Genomic DNA, 14,685 nt, shown 5'->3' on the forward strand with positions numbered 1-14,685 from the left:
GAGAGAACACCGACCAACGGGTCCTGGGCGCGCGCCGCTCGGGCGGGGCGTGCTGCGGCGGGGGCCTGGGCGGGCCGGCCGGGACCCCGTGTGAGCTGTAGATTCCTCCATCAGCGGAGCGGTGCGGAGGCTGTAGGGACGCCCGGTAAACTCCGTACACGTGACTGCGCCGCTTAAGCCCCGTATCCCGAACGTCCTCGCCGGACGTTACGCCTCCGCCGAACTCGCCACGCTGTGGTCCCCCGAGGAGAAGGTGAAGCTGGAGCGGCGGCTCTGGCTCGCCGTGCTGAAGGCCCAGAAGGACCTCGGGATCGAGGTGCCGGACGCCGCCGCCGCCGACTACGAGCGGGTGCTCGACCAGGTCGACCTTGCCTCCATCGCGGAGCGCGAGAAGGTCACGCGGCACGACGTGAAGGCCCGTATCGAGGAGTTCAACGCGCTCGCCGGGCACGAGCAGGTCCACAAGGGCATGACCTCGCGCGACCTGACGGAGAACGTCGAGCAGTTGCAGGTCCGGCTCTCCCTCGAACTGATCCGGGACCGCTCCGTGGCCGTCCTCGCCCGCCTGGGCAAGCTGGCCGGCGAGTACGGCGAGCTGGTCATGGCGGGCCGCTCGCACAACGTGGCGGCGCAGGCCACCACCCTCGGCAAGCGGTTCGCCACCGCCGCCGACGAGCTGCTGGTCGCGTACGGCCGGGTCGAGGAGCTGCTGGCGCGCTACCCGCTGCGCGGCATCAAGGGCCCGGTCGGCACCGCGCAGGACATGCTGGACCTGTTGGGCGGCGACGCGGGCAAGCTCGCCGACCTGGAGCAGAGGATCGCGGACCACCTGGGCTTCTCGCAGGCGTTCACGTCGGTCGGCCAGGTCTACCCGCGCTCGCTGGACTACGAGGTCGTCACGGCGCTCGTGCAGCTCGCGGCGGCGCCCTCGTCGCTGGCCAAGACGATCCGTCTGATGGCCGGGCACGAGCTGGTCACCGAGGGCTTCAAGCCGGGTCAGGTCGGTTCGTCGGCGATGCCGCACAAGATGAACACCCGCTCCTGCGAGCGCGTCAACGGCCTGATGGTCATCCTGCGCGGGTACGCGTCGATGACGGGCGAGCTGGCGGGCGACCAGTGGAACGAGGGCGACGTGTCCTGCTCCGTGGTGCGCCGGGTGGCCCTGCCGGACGCGTTCTTCGCGCTGGACGGGCTGCTGGAGACGTTCTTGACGGTGCTCGACGAGTTCGGCGCGTTCCCCGCCGTCGTCGCCCGTGAGCTGGACCGCTACCTGCCGTTCCTCGCCACCACGAAGGTGCTCATGGCGTCGGTGCGGGCCGGTGTGGGCCGCGAGGAGGCCCACGAGGCGATCAAGGAGAACGCGGTGGCCTCCGCGCTGGCCATGCGCGAGCAGGGCGCCGAGCGCAACGAGCTGCTGGACAAGCTCGCCGCCGACGCGCGCATCCCGCTCGACCGGGCCCAGCTCGACGGGCTGATGGCCGACAAGCTGTCCTTCACGGGCGCCGCGGCCGGTCAGGTCGCGCAGGTCGTCGCCCGCGTCGAGGAGATCGTCAAGCGGCACCCCGAGGCCGCGGGCTACACCCCCGGGGCCATCCTCTGACCCGGCTGACCCAGGAGGACCTGGAGGCCGCCCGCTCCCGTCTCGTCCCGGACGTGGCGGCGGACGGCCTCTCGGTGCTGTTCTGCGGGATCAACCCGGGGCTGATGTCGGCGGCGACCGGCCACCACTTCGCCCGCCCCGGCAACCGCTTCTGGCCGGTGCTGCACCGCTCGGGCTTCACACCGCGCCGCCTCGCGCCCGCCGAGCAGGGCGAGCTGATCGCGTACGGGCTCGGCATCACCAATGTCGTCGCCCGTGCCACGGCGCGGGCCGACGAGCTGAGCGCCGAGGAGTTCCGGGAGGGCGGGCGGCTCCTGGAGGCGAAGGTGGCGCGGCTGCGGCCGGCGTGGCTTGCGGTCGTGGGCGTGACCGCGTACCGCACGGCGTTCGGTGAGCCGAAGGCGCGGATCGGGCCGCAGGAGCGGGTCATCGGCGGCGCGCGGGTGTGGGCGCTGCCCAATCCGAGCGGCCTGAACGCGCACTGGACCGCCGAGACGATGGCCGAGGAGTTCGCCCGGCTCCGCGAAACGGCGGGACTCCCGGCGCTGAGCGACGACGCCGAGGCGTAGCTGCCCGCCGACGCCCAGGCGTAAGGGGCCCGGGGCGGGGGCGGGCTGGGCGCCGGAAGAGGTGCTGCCTCCCTCCCGGCGTCCCGGCCGTCGAACCGCCCCGTGCCCCGCGCCGGCCCCGCCGTGGACTCCCGCCCGCCGGCGCCGCCCGGGTCAGGGCTTGCGGGCGACCACGCCGAACTGGGCGACCAGCGAGCCCTCGTCGCCGGGCTCGGTGCGCCAGCGGGCGCAGGAGACGACGCCGGGCTCCAGGATCTCCAGGCCGTCGAGGAAGCCGCGGACCTCGGCCTCGGTGCGGGCCGTGATCGGCGGTGTCGCGTTCTCGTTCCAGAACCGCATCGCGTCCGCGTTGCCCTCGCCGCCCAGCTCCAGCGTCGGGTGTGTCAGCGCGACGTAGCTGCCGGAGGGGACGGCGTCGACGAGGTGGCGCACGATGGACGCGGCCTTCTCGGTGTCGAGCACGAAGTTCAGGATGCCGAGCAGCATGATCGCCACGGGCTTGTCGAAGTCGAGCGTGCCCGACGCGGCCTCGACGATCGCGCGCGGGTCGTGCGCGTCGGCGTCGACGTAGCTGGTGACGCCCTCGGCGGAGCTGGTGAGCAGCGCCCGCGCGTGGGTGAGCACGATCGGGTCGTTGTCCACGTAGACCACGCGCGCGTCCGGCGCGATGCGCTGGGCGACCTCGTGCGTGTTGTCCACGGTCGGCAGGCCCGTGCCGACGTCGAGGAACTGGCGGATGCCCGCCTCGCCCGCGAGGAAGGACACGGCGCGGCCGAGGAAGGCGCGGTCGGCGCGGGCGACCTCGCCGATGCTCGGGTACATGGACGTCACCATGTCGCCGACCTGCTCGTCGACCTCGTAGTGGTCCTTGCCGCCGAGCCAGTAGTTCCACACACGGGCGTTGTGCGCGATGTGGCTGGCGATCCGCCGCTCCCCCGGCTGCTGCGCGCTGTCGTCGCTCATGTGCTCTCCTCCGTGCGTGTCCGATGTGCGGTGCTGACGAGGTGGTCCGGCGGGCGCTGGGCGAGGCCGGCCGGGTGGTGCGGACCGCCGCCGTACGCGCGCGGGGCGGTGTGTCCCGTGCGGTGGGCCGCGGTTCAAGATCCCATGGTGGCACGGCAGTTCCGTACAGGCTTCCGACGGGGCGCTTTACGGAGGGGGGATGTCCGTGATGACGGCGATCAGCCGGTGCGGCGGTCCGTCGTCCTGGGCTCCCTCGTACGGGTCCTGGTCGCCGCCCTCGCGGGAGACGGCGAGGGCGAGCCAGCGGCCGGCGGCCGTCCACAGATGCATGTCCGGTGCCGACGAACTGAGCCGCGCCCACGGCTGCGGTATCTCCTCGCCGTACTCCAGGGCCCGGGTGCGCACGCTCCACAGGCTCAGCCGCTCGGGCGCGCCCCAGCGGCCGTGCAACAGCGCGGTCAGTCCGTCGCGGTCGGCGTCCGCCTGTGCCTCGGCCTCGTCCGGCACGCCGACGCGCACGGTCAACTCGGCGGTGACGAAGCCGGGCCCGCTCCAGCTCACGGCGGACCTGCCGTGGGCGGCGGCTTCGAGGGGGCCGGCCCACAGCAGATCGATCGTCGCCAATTGCTCCGCGGTGTCCATGCGTCCAGTAAACCGCCCGGCACTGACAATCGCCCGACGGGCCGTCAGGCGTCCCTGCGCCGCAGCGCCCACCAGCCGCCGGCGACGGCCGCTCCCGCCCACAGCGCGGTCACCCCGAGCCCGGTCCAGGGGCCGAGGGCGCCCACGGTGTTCTGATGCAGGACCAGTTGTCCGGCGCGGTCGGGCAGGTAGTCGGCGGCCGACCCGGCGACGTCGCCGACGACGAACGACACGATGAGCAGGAACGGTACGAGGATGCTCAGCACGGCGACGGCACTGCGCAGCACGGCGGTCAGACCGGAAGCGAACAGGGCCATGAGCGCGAGGTAGACGCCCCCGCCGACGCAGGCGCGCAGCGAGCCGGGATCGCCCAGGGAGAGCGCGTCGGGGCCCATGAACGCCTGCCCGGTGAGGAACGACACGAAGGTCGTCAGGAGGCCCACGAGCAGCGCGCAGCCCCCGACGACGGCGGTCTTGGCCGCGTAGAACAGGCCCCGGCGGGGCACGGCCGCGAGCGAGACGCGCAGGGCGCCGTCCGCGAACTCGCTCGACATCGCGGTGGCGCCGAAGGCGAGCGCGGCGATCTGGCCGAAGTTGAGGGCGTAGAACGCGCCGGACAGGGAGTCCTCGCCCGCGCCGAACTCGTCCCTGCCGATCGTGGGGAAGACGAGCGCGGTCACGGCGACGGTGACGGCGAAGACGGCGGCCAGGGAGCCCGCGCTGCCGCGCAGGGACCTCACCTTGATCCACTCGGCGCGCAGGACGGCGGGGACGGCGGTGGCGTACACGGTCAGACCTCCTGGAGGGGCTGGGCGGCGAACTCGGCGTCGCCCGTGGTCAGGGCGAGGTACGCCTCTTCCAGCGAGCCCTGTTCGTCGGCGAGTTCGAGGACGGCGACGCCTTCGGCGGCGGCGAGCACGCCGATCCGGGCGGCGGTGACACCGGCGACGACGAGCCGGCCGTCCTCCGCCTCGGTGTACGTGTGGCCCGCGCGCGTGAGCGCCACGCGCATCCGCTGCGGGTCGATGGCGCGCACGCGCGCGCGGGGCGTGCTGTGGGCCGCGATGAAGTCGGGCATCGGCAGGTCGGCGAGGAGCCGGCCCCGGCCGAGGACGACGAGGTGGTCCGCGAAGGTCGCCGTCTCGTGCATGAGGTGGCAGGAGACGAGGACCGTGCGTCCTTCGCGCGCGAGGTCGCGCATCAACCCGCGGATCCAGATGATGCCTTCGGGGTCGAGGCCGTTGGACGGCTCGTCCAGGATGATCACCTCGGGGTCCCCGAGCAGGGCGGCCGCGATGCCGAGGCGCTGGCGCATGCCGAGCGAGTACGTCTTGACCCGGCGTCCGGCGACGGAGGCGATACCCGCCTGATCCAGCACCTCGTCGACGCGGGAGGCGGGCAGCCGGTTGCTCGCGGCGAGGGCCCGCAGATGGTCCCTGGCCGGGCGGGCGGCGTGCGCGGCCTGCGGGTCGAGCAGCGCGCCCACCACGCGCAGCGGTTCGTCGTACGCGGCGTAGGCCCGCCCGCCGACGAGGACCGTGCCCGCGGTGGGGCGGGCGAGGCCGAGCGCGACGCGCAGTGTGGTGGACTTCCCGGCGCCGTTCGGGCCGAGGAAGCCGGTGACGCGGCCCGGTTCGACGGTGAACGTCAGCCGGTCCACGGCGCGCGTGGTGCCGTACTCCTTGGTCAGTTCCTTGACGTCGATGCTGGTCATGGCAGTAGCGTGCCGGGGCCCCCGGGGCGCGTCGTCCCCCGCCGGCGGGGATCGTCTCCCCCGCTCGGGGGAGCCGCGGGGCGTGGGCCGCCTGGCAGGATGCCGGCATGTCCCGCTTCCCCCTACGGCTCGCGCGTGTGGCACGCGGGCCGTTTCGCCGCGCGGCGGCCCCGCTGGTCCGGGCGGTCACGTACACGCGCTGGCTGCATCTGCTGGCCGCCGCCGCGCTGGGTCTCGCGTGCGCGCTGGTCTACCCCGGTCTGAACGCGCCGGGTCCGCGCGAGTGGCTGCTGGTGTACCTGGTGCCGGTGCCGTTGCTGCTGGCGGCGGGGCTGGTGCCGACGGTGCGACGGGCGGAGGGGCTCCAGGCGCGGCTGATGCTGTTCCCGGGTCACCACGCGCGCGTTGCGGCCGAGAAGGACGCGGAGGGCCTGGTGTCCGTGGCACCCGCGCAGTCGGGGCGGGACCGGGGACGTACGAGCGCGTGGCTGGTGCTGCGGTTGTTCCTGGGGCTGACGGTGGCGCTGGTGTGCGGCCAGTTCCTGTCGCTCGCCCTGGAGTCGGCGGCCGGGGCCCTCGGCTCGCCTCTCGACTCCGACTCGCTGGTTCCGGCGCCGGGTTCGCGGTGGCTGTGCGCGGCGCTGGCGCCTCTTCTGCTGCTGGCAATGGTGTACCTGGTGGCGGGGGCGGGCGCGGTGGCGGCGCGGGCGTCGCAGGCGCTGCTGGGTCCGTCGGCGGCGGAGCGGCTGGCGGCGCTTGAGGAGCGCACGGACCGCTTGCTGGAACGCAACCGCATCGCGCGCGAGTTGCACGATTCGCTCGGGCACGCGCTGACGGTGGCGGTGGCGGTGGTGCAGGCGGGCGCGGCGCGGGCGGCGGGCGATCCGGCGTTCACGGAACGGGCGTTGGACGCCATCGAGGAGACCGGGCGGGCCGCGCTGGAGGATCTGGAGCGGGTGCTCGTGCTGCTGCGCGAGGAGGAGCGTCCGGCGCGTTCACGGCCGACGCTGCGCGAGGCGGACCGGCTGCTCGACGCGGCGCGGGCGTCGGGCACTGAGGTGAGCGTGACGGTCGGCGGGCCGCTGGAGACCGTGCCGGGGCCGGTGTCGCGGGAGGGCTACCGCATCCTCCAGGAAGCCCTGACTAACGTGCTGCGGCACTGCGGGCCCGCCCCCGTGACCGTGCGGCTCACGGTGGAGGGCGGGCGGCTCGGCATCGACGTACGCAACCCGCTGCCGGTCGGCGCGGCCGCCGCCGGGGTCACGGCGTCCGGGCGCGGGGGCAGCGGTCTGCGCGGGGTGCGGGAGCGGGCGGCCCTGCTCGGCGGGACGGCGGGCGCCGGGCCGCTGGGCGGGGAGTGGCAGGTGCACGTCGATCTGCCTCTGGGGTGATCTACGCTGGCCGCGTGTCGCTCACCGTGCTGCTGGTCGATGACGAACCCCTGGTCCGGGCCGGGTTGCGCGCCGTCCTGGAGGCGCAGCCGGACATCTCGGTCGTCGGGGAGGCCGCCGACGGTGCCACCGTCGTGCCGCTGGTGCGCACGCTGCGCCCCGACGTGATCGCCATGGACGTACGTATGCCGCTGCTCGACGGAATTGATGCCACGCGCGCGGTGCTGCGGTCCGTGGACGCTCCGCCGAAGATCCTCGTCATCACCACGTTCGAGAACGACGAGTACGTGTACGGGGCGCTGCGCGCGGGTGCCGACGGGTTCCTGCTGAAGCGGTCCCGGCCCGCGGAGATCGTGCACGCGGTGCGGCTCGTGGCGGCCGGTGACTCCCTCCTCTTCCCCGCCGCCGTGCGCAGGCTGGCCGCGGCGCACGGCAGTGCGCCGACCCGGGAGGCGCTGGAGCGGGCGGCACTGACCGAGCGCGAGGAACAGGTGCTGCGGCTCATGGCGCGCGGCCTGTCGAACGCGGAGATCGCCACGGATCTCGTCGTCGGCACCGAGACGGTCAAGTCGCACGTGAGCGCGGTGCTGGCCAAGCTGGGAGCCCGCGATCGCACGCAGGCGGTCATCGCGGCCTACGAATCCGGTTTCGTCACCCCGGACAGATGAACGTTTCGCCCCTTTCGCGGGCCCGCGAGGGGAGGTTTCGGCGCGCGCCCGGGTGAGCATCCGAGGGCACAGAAGTGCACCCGGGCCTCGCCGGGCGGGGCCGTGGCGAGTAGCATCCGGCGAACACGCGCACTAGCTGGGAGGACGTACGTTGGGGCAACTGACCGGCGGGGACCCCTCTCTGCTCAGGCGGATCAACTCGGCGGTGGTGCTGCACGCGCTGCGCTCGACGGATTTCGCCACACTGACCGAGATCACGCGTGTCACCGGGCTGTCGCGGCCGACCGTCGAGGGCGTCGTCGAGGGGCTCATCGAGGCGGGGCTCGTCATCGAGACGGCGGTCGAGGAGCCGGGCGCGCGGCGCCAGGGACGGCCCGCGCGGAAGTTCCGCTTCCGCGCCGAGGCCGGGTATCTGCTGGGCCTGGAGATCGGCCCGCACCGGGTCGCGGCGGTGCTGTCCGCGCTCGACGGGCGGATCCTCGGGTCGGCGGCGAAGGACATCGAGGCGACCGCGCCGGCCGAGGAGCGCATCGAGCGGCTGCGCGGTGCCGTCGCCGACCTGCTGCGGCGCGCGGGCGTGGCCCGCGGTTCGCTGCGCGCGGTCGGGGTGGGCAGCCCGGGCATCGTGGACGCGGACGGTACGGTGCGGCTCGGTACGGCGCTGCCGGGGTGGACGGGGCTGCCGCTCGGGGAGCGGCTCCGGCGGTCGTTCAAGTGCCCGGTGATCGTGGAGAACGACGCGAACACGGCCGCCGTCGCCGAGCACTGGAAGGGTGCCGGTGTCGACACCGGCGACATGGTGTTCGTGCTGGCCGGGCTCAGTCCCGGCGCGGGGTCCCTGATCGGGGGGCGGCTGCACCGGGGGTACGGCGGGGCGGCCGGGGAGATCGGCGCGCTGCATCTGCTGGGGCGTGAGGTACGTCCCGAGACGCTGCTGTCGACCACCGACGAGCCGCTGCATCCGCTGGACGAGCAGGCGGTGGCGAAGGTGTTCGCGCTGGCCCGCGAGGGGGACGCGCAGGCGGGGGCCGCGATGGAGCGGTTCATTCAGCGGCTGGTGCATGACGTGGCGGCGCTGGTGCTCGCGCTCGATCCGGAGCTTGTCGTCGTGGGCGGGTGGGCGGCCGGGCTCGACGGGGTGCTTGATCCGTTGCGGGCGGAGTTGGAGCGGTACTGTCTGCGGCCGCCTCGGGTGGCGTTGTCCGTGCTGGGGGAGGCGGCGGTCGCCACGGGGGCGCTGCGCTTGGCTTTGGATCATGTTGAGGAGCAGTTGTTCGCTACGGAGGGAACGGTTACCGCTCGCCGCTAGGGGCGGGTTTTTAGGGGGCGGTGCTTTCGTGCGGGCCCGTCGGGGTGATTGCGCAGTTCCCCGCGGCCCTGGGTGCGTGCCCCTTGCGGGGTGTCCTTGTGGGACGGTGCGTCGTGGTTGGTCGCGCAGTTCCTCGCGCCCCTGGCGGGGTTGTCCTGAACGGCGATCCTTCGTGCGGGTTCTTTGAGGCTGGGTGCGCGGTTCCTCGCGCCCCTGGCGGGGCGGGCCTCGCCGGCGGTTCTGCGTGCGGGTTCGTTGAGGCTACGTGCGCGGTTCCTCGCGCCCCTGGTGGGGTCAGGAGGCTTGGGATTGGGGGGTGTGGTGGATTTCTACGTTCGGGGTGTCGCCGAAGGTGAGGCGGCAGGTGTCGGCGCGGTACGTGGCCATGGACACCGCCGCCGTGGCGCCCTTGCTGAAGTAGCGGGTGGTGACGACGAGCACCGGGGCCCCGGGCAGACGGTCGAGTTCCTTCGCGTCGTCGGCGCGGGCCGAGCCCAGCTCCACGGCGCGGTCCTGACCGTCGAGCCCGGTGCGCTGGAGCTCGCGGAGCACGGTACGCGCGCGTGCCGCACCGGAGGGCGCGTCTATGGCGCTGAGGTCGGGGACGGAGGCGGCGGGGACGTAGAGCAGCTCGGCCGCGACCGGCTGCCCGTTCGACACGCGCGTACGGCGCAGGACGTGGACGGGCTCGTCCGGGGCGGTGCCCAGCATGCGCGCGACGGCGGCCGGCGGCACCTCGCGGTCGGCGTCGACGGCCTGCCACGCGTCCCCGCTGGCACCGGGCCAGTCCTGGTCGGTGGAGGCGACGGCCACGCCCACGCGCGGCGGCGCGACGGTCGTGCCGACGCCCCGGCGGCGCTGGAGCCTGCCTTCGAGTTCGAGCTGTTCGAGCGCCTGGCGGAGCGTGGCGCGGGCGACGCCGAAGCGGGCCGCGAGATCACGCTCGTTCGGCAGGATCTCACCGACGGCGAACTCGGAGTCGAGTGCCTCGCTGAGCACGGTCTTCAGATGCCAGTACTTCGGCTCCGGTGCCGCTTCCAACTGCGTGGTCCCCACCCTGTCCTCCGCAATAGCCGTGTCCCGGCGGCTTTTTAGCGCCCTTGTTTATTAAAGGTTCCTGCACTAACTCTGCGAGACTAGGACGGCCCCGGGGCTTGGTCAAGACCAATCCTCGAACGGTTACGGCCCGCACAGGACCCCTGCCGCAGAGCGTTCATGGAGGGCCGCACTCCGTTCATGTGGCGTTCGTACGCGACGAGGCCCCTCCCCCGGGCGGCGGGGAAGGGGCCTGATGTGGTCGGCGCGGACGCGGAGGGTCAGATCAGAGATTGCAGCTTGTCCGGGTTGCGCACGATATACACCTGCTGAACCTTGCCGTCCTTGATGCCGAGTTGGAAGACGGAGTCCGGCTTGCCGTCGACGAGGACGAGGAGCGCCTGACCGCCGTTGATCTCGATGAAGCGGACCTCCATGGCGCCCGTGAGGCCCTGGCGCGCGGCACCCGCGACGAACCGGCCGACCTTGTCCGCGCTCTCGATGACGCGCAGCGGCGCCTTCGACTTGCCGCCACTGTCGCCGACGAGCCGCGCGTCCGGGGCGAGCAGGGCCATCAGGCCCTCGATGTCGCCCTCGGCGGCGGCGGTGAGGAACCGGGCGGTGAGGTCGCGCTGTTGGGTCGGGTCCACGTCGAAGCGCTGGCGGCGCTCCTCGACGTGCTTCCTCGCGCGCGTGGCGAGTTGCCGTACGGCGGGCTCCTCGCGCTCCAGGGCGGCGGCGATCTCCGCGAAGGGCAGGCCGAACGCCTCGCGGAGCACGAACACCGCGCGTTCCAGCGGGGAGAGCGACTCCAGGACGACGAGGACGGCGAGTGAGACGGAGTCGGCGAGCACGGCCTGTTCGGCGGTGTCGGGCGCGGTCGGCCCGAAGTCGGTGACGAGCGGTTCGGGCAGCCAGGGCCCCACGTACGACTCGCGGCGCGCCTGTGCCTCGCGGAGCCGGTCGACGGCGAGACGGGTCGTGACGCGCACGAGGTAGGCGCGCGGCTCCCGTACGTCGGAGCGGTCGGCGCGCGACCAGCGCAGCCAGGCGTCCTGCACCACGTCCTCGGCGTCGGCGATCCGGCCGAGCATGCGGTAAGCGACGCCCATCAGGACAGGGCGGTGTTCTTCGAAGACATCGGTCTCGGTGTCGGTGGCCACTCCCCCATCCCAGCCCACGAACGGCCCGCTGTCCAGGCTGATTCGGCGGCGTGGCGGGCGCGGGCGGCCCGCGGTGCCGTACCCCTTGAACTGGAGGCTACCGAGCGGTAATTGTTGCTGACACCAAGTCTAAAGAACCGTCGAGGCGTGGCGGGGACAGGGAGCGAGCGACATGGCGGAACAGGTGTCCTTCACCTTCGACGGTCCCGGCGGCACGCGCACGGCCACCGTCGCCTACGAACGCGTCGGCAGCGGGGAGCCGCTGCTCCTGCTGCACGGCATAGGCCACCACTGGCAGGCGTGGCAGCCGGTCATACCGATCCTCGCCACCGAGCGCGACGTGATCGCCGTGGACCTGCCGGGCTTCGGCACGTCACCGGCGCTGCCGGACGGCATGGACTACGGACTGCCGTCCGTGGTGCCCGTCCTGGGCGCGTTCTGCCGTGAGTTGGGGATCGAGCGGCCGCATGTGGCCGGCAACTCGCTGGGCGGGCTGCTCGCCCTGGAGATGGGCCGCGAGAAGCTGGCGCGGTCGGTGACGGCGCTCTCTCCTGCCGGGTTCTGGACGGAGGCCGAGCGCCGGTACGCGTTCGGCACGCTGCTGGCGATGCGGCAGGGGGCGCGGGCGATGCCGCTGCCGCTGATCGAGCGGCTGGCGCGGTCGGCGGCCGGGCGGGCGGCGCTGACCAGCACCATCTACGCGCGGCCCGGCCGCCGTTCACCCGACGCGGTGGTCGCCGAGACGCTGGCGCTGCGCGAGGCGACCGGTTTCCGGCAGACTCTCGCCGCCGGCCGTGACGTGCTGTTCCGCGACGACATCCCCGAGGTGCCGGTGACGATCGCCTGGGGCACCCGCGACCGCCTCCTCCTGCGCCGCCAGGGCGTGCGCGCCAAGCAGGTGCTGCCCGGTGCCCGGCTGGTCCGGCTTCCCGGCTGCGGCCACGTCCCGATGCACGACGACCCGGCGCTCGTGGCCCGCGTCGTCCTCGACACCAGCCGCTGAGCCGCCGCCGAACACCCTCGAGCCCAGGGCGACTCCGCACCCGACGAGGGCGCTGCCGACGCCCTGGGCGAGCCCGTACGCGCCCGTGCCGACGAGCGGGGCCGTGCAGGCGGCGGCGACCGGGATGAGGCCGGAGAAGAGGGTCGCGCGTTCGGCGCCGATGCGCTGCATGCCGACGTACCAGCAGACGAAGCCGATCACGGTGACGACAACGGCCTGCCACAGCAGAGCCGCGCTCTCGGTGGCGTCGGGGGCGCGCAGCCAGTGCGTACCGTCGGCGACGAGGCCCACGCACCCGGACTCGGCGGCGGCGACGAAACACACCACGCACGACAACAGCCGTGGGCCCAGCGGGCGCAGGACCGGCACGGCGAGCACCGCGAAGCCGACCTCGCCGGCGAGCGCGCACACCGAGAAGGCGAGTCCGGCCGCGTCCGTGCGGCCCCAGCCCTGGACGGTGAAGGCGCCGCACGCGACGAGCAGCGCGCCCGCGAGGACGACGGGCCGGGGCCGGCGCCCGGCGAGCAGCGGCACGAGGACGGCGACGACAACGGGCGCGCAGCCCACGAAGACGCCGGGCACGGCGGGTTCGGCGGTGCGTTCAGCGGCGAGCACGGCCAGGTTGAAGCCGACCATGCCGACGGCGGCCAGGAGGGCGAGACGGGCCCACTGGCGGGGCCGCAGCGCGCTCAGCGCGGCCCGGGCGCCGCGCCGGGCGAGGGGGACCAGGAGGGCGCCGGCGAGGGCGTAGCGCAGGAACTGGCCGCCCGCGTACGGGTAGTCGCCGAGGACGCTGTTGGCGGTGAAGGAACCGCCGACGAGGACACAGGCGAGCGCGGCGTACGCGGCGCCTTTGAGGGACGGTGCGTTCATGGTGTCGACGCTAGGAGCGCGGTGGTCCTCGTCCGGGGTCCACTTCGGGGCCGCTGTCGGGGACCACTTGCCACGTGCGGCCCTCGCGGGCTCCCCGAAGGACAGGCTCTAGGGTGCGGGCATGGAGGAGCGTCAGGGAGAACCCGCGTCCGCCGCCTGGGAGTTGCTGCTGCCGGCCGCCGCGTCACCCGCACGCGCGCGTGGGCGCGCGTTGCAGGAGGCGCTGCGTGACGCGGTGCGGGCGGGGCGGCTCGCGCCGGGGACGCGGTTGCCGTCGAGCCGGGATCTGGCGCGGGACATAGGCGTGTCGCGGGGGCTGATCACGGAGACGTACGAGCAGTTGACCGCCGAGGGGTATCTGCGCAGCGGGCGCGGCGCGGGCACCTGGGTCGGGGCGGCGGTGCGGTCCGCCGCGCCCGCCGCCCGGGATCTCGCGCCGCGTCCGCTGCCGGGGGCGCGCTGCGACTTCGTGGCGGGCAGCCCCGATCTGTCGCTGTTCCCGCGTACCGCGTGGGCGGCGGCCCAGCGGGCGGTCCTCGCCGAGTTGCCGCATCAGGGGCTCGGCTACCCCGATCCGCGCGGGCTGCCCCGGCTGCGTACGGCCCTCGCGGAACTGCTCGGGCGGCGCCGGGGCGTGGTCGCGGACCCGGAGCGGATCATCGTCTGCTCGGGCGTGACACAGGCGGTGACGCTGCTGGGCTTCGTGCTGCACGCGCGCGGGCAGCACGCGGTGGGCGTGGAGGTCCCGGGCAGCCCGCAGTACGAGGACCTGTTCGCCACGGCCGGTGTACGGGCGGTGCCGTTGCCGCTCGACGAGGAGGGCCTCGCGCTCGGGCCGCTGGCCGGCTCCGGGGTGCGGACGGTGGTGACGACGCCCTCGCACCACTTCCCTACGGGGATCGCGTACGCGGCGCGGCGGCGCGCCCAGTTGCTCGACTGGGCGCGCGAGGTGGACGGGCTCGTGGTCGAGGACGACTACGACGGCGACTTCCGCTACGACCGTGCTCCGGTGGGCGCGCTCCAGGGCCTCGACCCCGAACGCGTCGCCTATACGGGCTCGGTCAGCAAGTCCCTCGCGCCGGGACTGCGGCTGGGCTGGCTGGTGGTGCCGGAGGCGCTGGCGGAGGAGGTCGTGGCCCGCAAGCAGTACATGGACCTCGGCAATCCCGCGCTGGATCAGGCGACGCTGGCGCGGTTCGTCGAACGCGGGGACTACGACCGGCAGTTGCGGCGGTGTCAGCGGGCGTACCGGGAGCGGCGGGACGCGCTGGTCTCCGCGCTCGACGCGTATCTGCCCGGCGCGCGGGTGAGCGGGATCGCGGCCGGGCTGCATGCCATCGTGACGTTGCCGGGGGTGCTCGGGGCGCGCGGGGATCTGCTTGCGGCGGTGGGCCGGGCGGGGGTCGCCGTCCGTTCCCTCGGTCACTATGGGGGCGGGGAGCCTTCGGCGGGGGTGTCGCTTGTGATCGGGTACGCGCATTTGGCGCCGGGGCGGATCTCGGAGGGTGTGCGGGTGCTGGCGCGGGCGGTGACAGGTCCTCCGGACGCCGGCTGTAGGTAGGTTCCGCCCGGTGGTGGGCTGGTCGCGCAGTTCCCCGCGCCCCTGAGGTGGGTGGGTGGCTCCGGCCGGTGGGGATCCTCGACTTTCGTCGTGGCTGGTCGCGCAGTTCCCCGCGCCCCTGGAGGCGGGGCTTCGCCCCAGCCTCCCCCGATAGAGGTAGCGCACGCAGTGCGCACCGAAGGGGCGCGGGGAAC

13 protein-coding genes and 1 pseudogene are annotated in these 14,685 nt (G+C 73.8%); 7 read left to right on the forward strand and 7 right to left on the reverse strand.

Features of this window, described 5'->3' with window-relative positions; genetic code table 11:
• The first annotated feature begins 160 nt into the window (after positions 1 to 160).
• Entirely contained in the window at positions 161 to 1,600 is a 1,440-nt protein-coding gene (gene purB / locus ACZ7LY_RS31500; protein WP_471628164.1) for an adenylosuccinate lyase, read from the forward strand.
• Positions 1,601 to 1,605: 5 nt separating this feature from the next.
• A complete protein-coding gene (gene mug / locus ACZ7LY_RS31505) occupies positions 1,606 to 2,169 on the forward strand; it encodes a G/U mismatch-specific DNA glycosylase (RefSeq protein WP_471628177.1) in 564 nt (187 codons plus the stop codon).
• Between the two features lie 153 nt (positions 2,170 to 2,322).
• On the opposite strand, the gene ACZ7LY_RS31510 is transcribed toward mug, so the two are convergent.
• The 4 genes from ACZ7LY_RS31510 to ACZ7LY_RS31525 all read right to left on the reverse strand — a co-directional run bounded on the left by ACZ7LY_RS31510 (position 2,323) and on the right by ACZ7LY_RS31525 (position 5,488).
• On the reverse strand, positions 2,323 to 3,132 hold the full coding sequence (locus tag ACZ7LY_RS31510) for an SAM-dependent methyltransferase (protein WP_471628165.1): 810 nt from the start codon (positions 3,130 to 3,132) through the stop codon (positions 2,323 to 2,325).
• 186 nt (positions 3,133 to 3,318) lie between these two features.
• The gene (locus tag ACZ7LY_RS31515) at positions 3,319 to 3,774 is read right to left on the reverse strand and encodes a hypothetical protein (RefSeq protein ID WP_471628166.1); all 456 of its coding nucleotides are present in this window, start codon (positions 3,772 to 3,774) and stop codon (positions 3,319 to 3,321) included.
• Between the two features lie 44 nt (positions 3,775 to 3,818).
• Positions 3,819 to 4,568, reverse strand: coding sequence for an ABC transporter permease (locus tag ACZ7LY_RS31520; protein WP_471628178.1), 750 nt, complete (start codon positions 4,566 to 4,568; stop codon positions 3,819 to 3,821).
• Complete coding sequence (locus ACZ7LY_RS31525) at positions 4,565 to 5,488, reverse strand: ATP-binding cassette domain-containing protein (RefSeq protein WP_471628167.1); 924 nt, start codon at positions 5,486 to 5,488, stop codon at positions 4,565 to 4,567. Before ACZ7LY_RS31525 ends, ACZ7LY_RS31520 begins: the two co-directional genes overlap by 4 nt.
• Before the next feature lie 107 nt (positions 5,489 to 5,595).
• Between ACZ7LY_RS31525 and ACZ7LY_RS31530 the strand changes: the two genes are divergently transcribed.
• The 3 genes from ACZ7LY_RS31530 (at position 5,596) to ACZ7LY_RS31540 (ending at position 8,856) form a co-directional block, all read left to right on the forward strand.
• On the forward strand, positions 5,596 to 6,879 hold the full coding sequence (locus ACZ7LY_RS31530) for a sensor histidine kinase (RefSeq protein ID WP_471628168.1): 1,284 nt from the start codon (positions 5,596 to 5,598) through the stop codon (positions 6,877 to 6,879).
• Between the two features lie 14 nt (positions 6,880 to 6,893).
• Complete coding sequence (locus tag ACZ7LY_RS31535) at positions 6,894 to 7,547, forward strand: response regulator (RefSeq protein ID WP_471628169.1); 654 nt, start codon at positions 6,894 to 6,896, stop codon at positions 7,545 to 7,547.
• A 151-nt stretch (positions 7,548 to 7,698) separates the two neighbouring features.
• The gene (locus ACZ7LY_RS31540; RefSeq protein ID WP_471628170.1) at positions 7,699 to 8,856 is read left to right on the forward strand and encodes an ROK family transcriptional regulator; all 1,158 of its coding nucleotides are present in this window, start codon (positions 7,699 to 7,701) and stop codon (positions 8,854 to 8,856) included.
• 294 nt (positions 8,857 to 9,150) lie between these two features.
• On the opposite strand, the gene ACZ7LY_RS31545 is transcribed toward ACZ7LY_RS31540, so the two are convergent.
• Together ACZ7LY_RS31545 and ACZ7LY_RS31550 are read right to left on the reverse strand one after the other, a co-directional pair.
• The gene (locus ACZ7LY_RS31545; protein ID WP_471628171.1) at positions 9,151 to 9,912 is read right to left on the reverse strand and encodes a GntR family transcriptional regulator; all 762 of its coding nucleotides are present in this window, start codon (positions 9,910 to 9,912) and stop codon (positions 9,151 to 9,153) included.
• Between the two features lie 260 nt (positions 9,913 to 10,172).
• Entirely contained in the window at positions 10,173 to 11,054 is an 882-nt protein-coding gene (locus tag ACZ7LY_RS31550; RefSeq protein WP_471628172.1) for an RNA polymerase sigma-70 factor, read from the reverse strand.
• Between the two features lie 172 nt (positions 11,055 to 11,226).
• Here ACZ7LY_RS31550 and ACZ7LY_RS31555 point away from each other — a divergent pair, with 172 nt between their 5' ends.
• Positions 11,227 to 12,057: an alpha/beta fold hydrolase gene (locus ACZ7LY_RS31555; protein ID WP_471628173.1), complete on the forward strand. Its 831-nt coding sequence runs from the start codon at positions 11,227 to 11,229 to the stop codon at positions 12,055 to 12,057.
• Positions 12,058 to 12,093: 36 nt separating this feature from the next.
• Here the strand turns inward: ACZ7LY_RS31555 and ACZ7LY_RS31560 are convergent.
• A pseudogene (locus tag ACZ7LY_RS31560) lies at positions 12,094 to 12,930 on the reverse strand (DMT family transporter); the annotation flags it as partial.
• Between the two features lie 121 nt (positions 12,931 to 13,051).
• Between ACZ7LY_RS31560 and pdxR the strand changes: the two are divergent.
• Positions 13,052 to 14,491, forward strand: a complete 1,440-nt coding sequence (pdxR, locus tag ACZ7LY_RS31565) for a MocR-like pyridoxine biosynthesis transcription factor PdxR (RefSeq protein WP_471628174.1) — start codon at positions 13,052 to 13,054, stop codon at positions 14,489 to 14,491.
• Positions 14,492 to 14,685 lie beyond the last annotated feature (194 nt).

Source organism: Streptomyces sp. NPDC107550 (assembly GCF_055639095.1).

Coding starts and splice junctions, on each gene's coding strand:
- ACZ7LY_RS31510 (WP_471628165.1), bottom strand. CDS start 3,132: ATGAGCGACGACAGCGCGCAGCAGCCGGGGGAGCGGCGGATCGCCAGC.
- ACZ7LY_RS31515 (WP_471628166.1), bottom strand. CDS start 3,774: ATGGACACCGCGGAGCAATTGGCGACGATCGATCTGCTGTGGGCCGGC.
- ACZ7LY_RS31525 (WP_471628167.1), bottom strand. CDS start 5,488: ATGACCAGCATCGACGTCAAGGAACTGACCAAGGAGTACGGCACCACG.
- ACZ7LY_RS31530 (WP_471628168.1), top strand. CDS start 5,596: ATGTCCCGCTTCCCCCTACGGCTCGCGCGTGTGGCACGCGGGCCGTTT.
- ACZ7LY_RS31555 (WP_471628173.1), top strand. CDS start 11,227: ATGGCGGAACAGGTGTCCTTCACCTTCGACGGTCCCGGCGGCACGCGC.
- pdxR (WP_471628174.1), top strand. CDS start 13,052: ATGGAGGAGCGTCAGGGAGAACCCGCGTCCGCCGCCTGGGAGTTGCTG.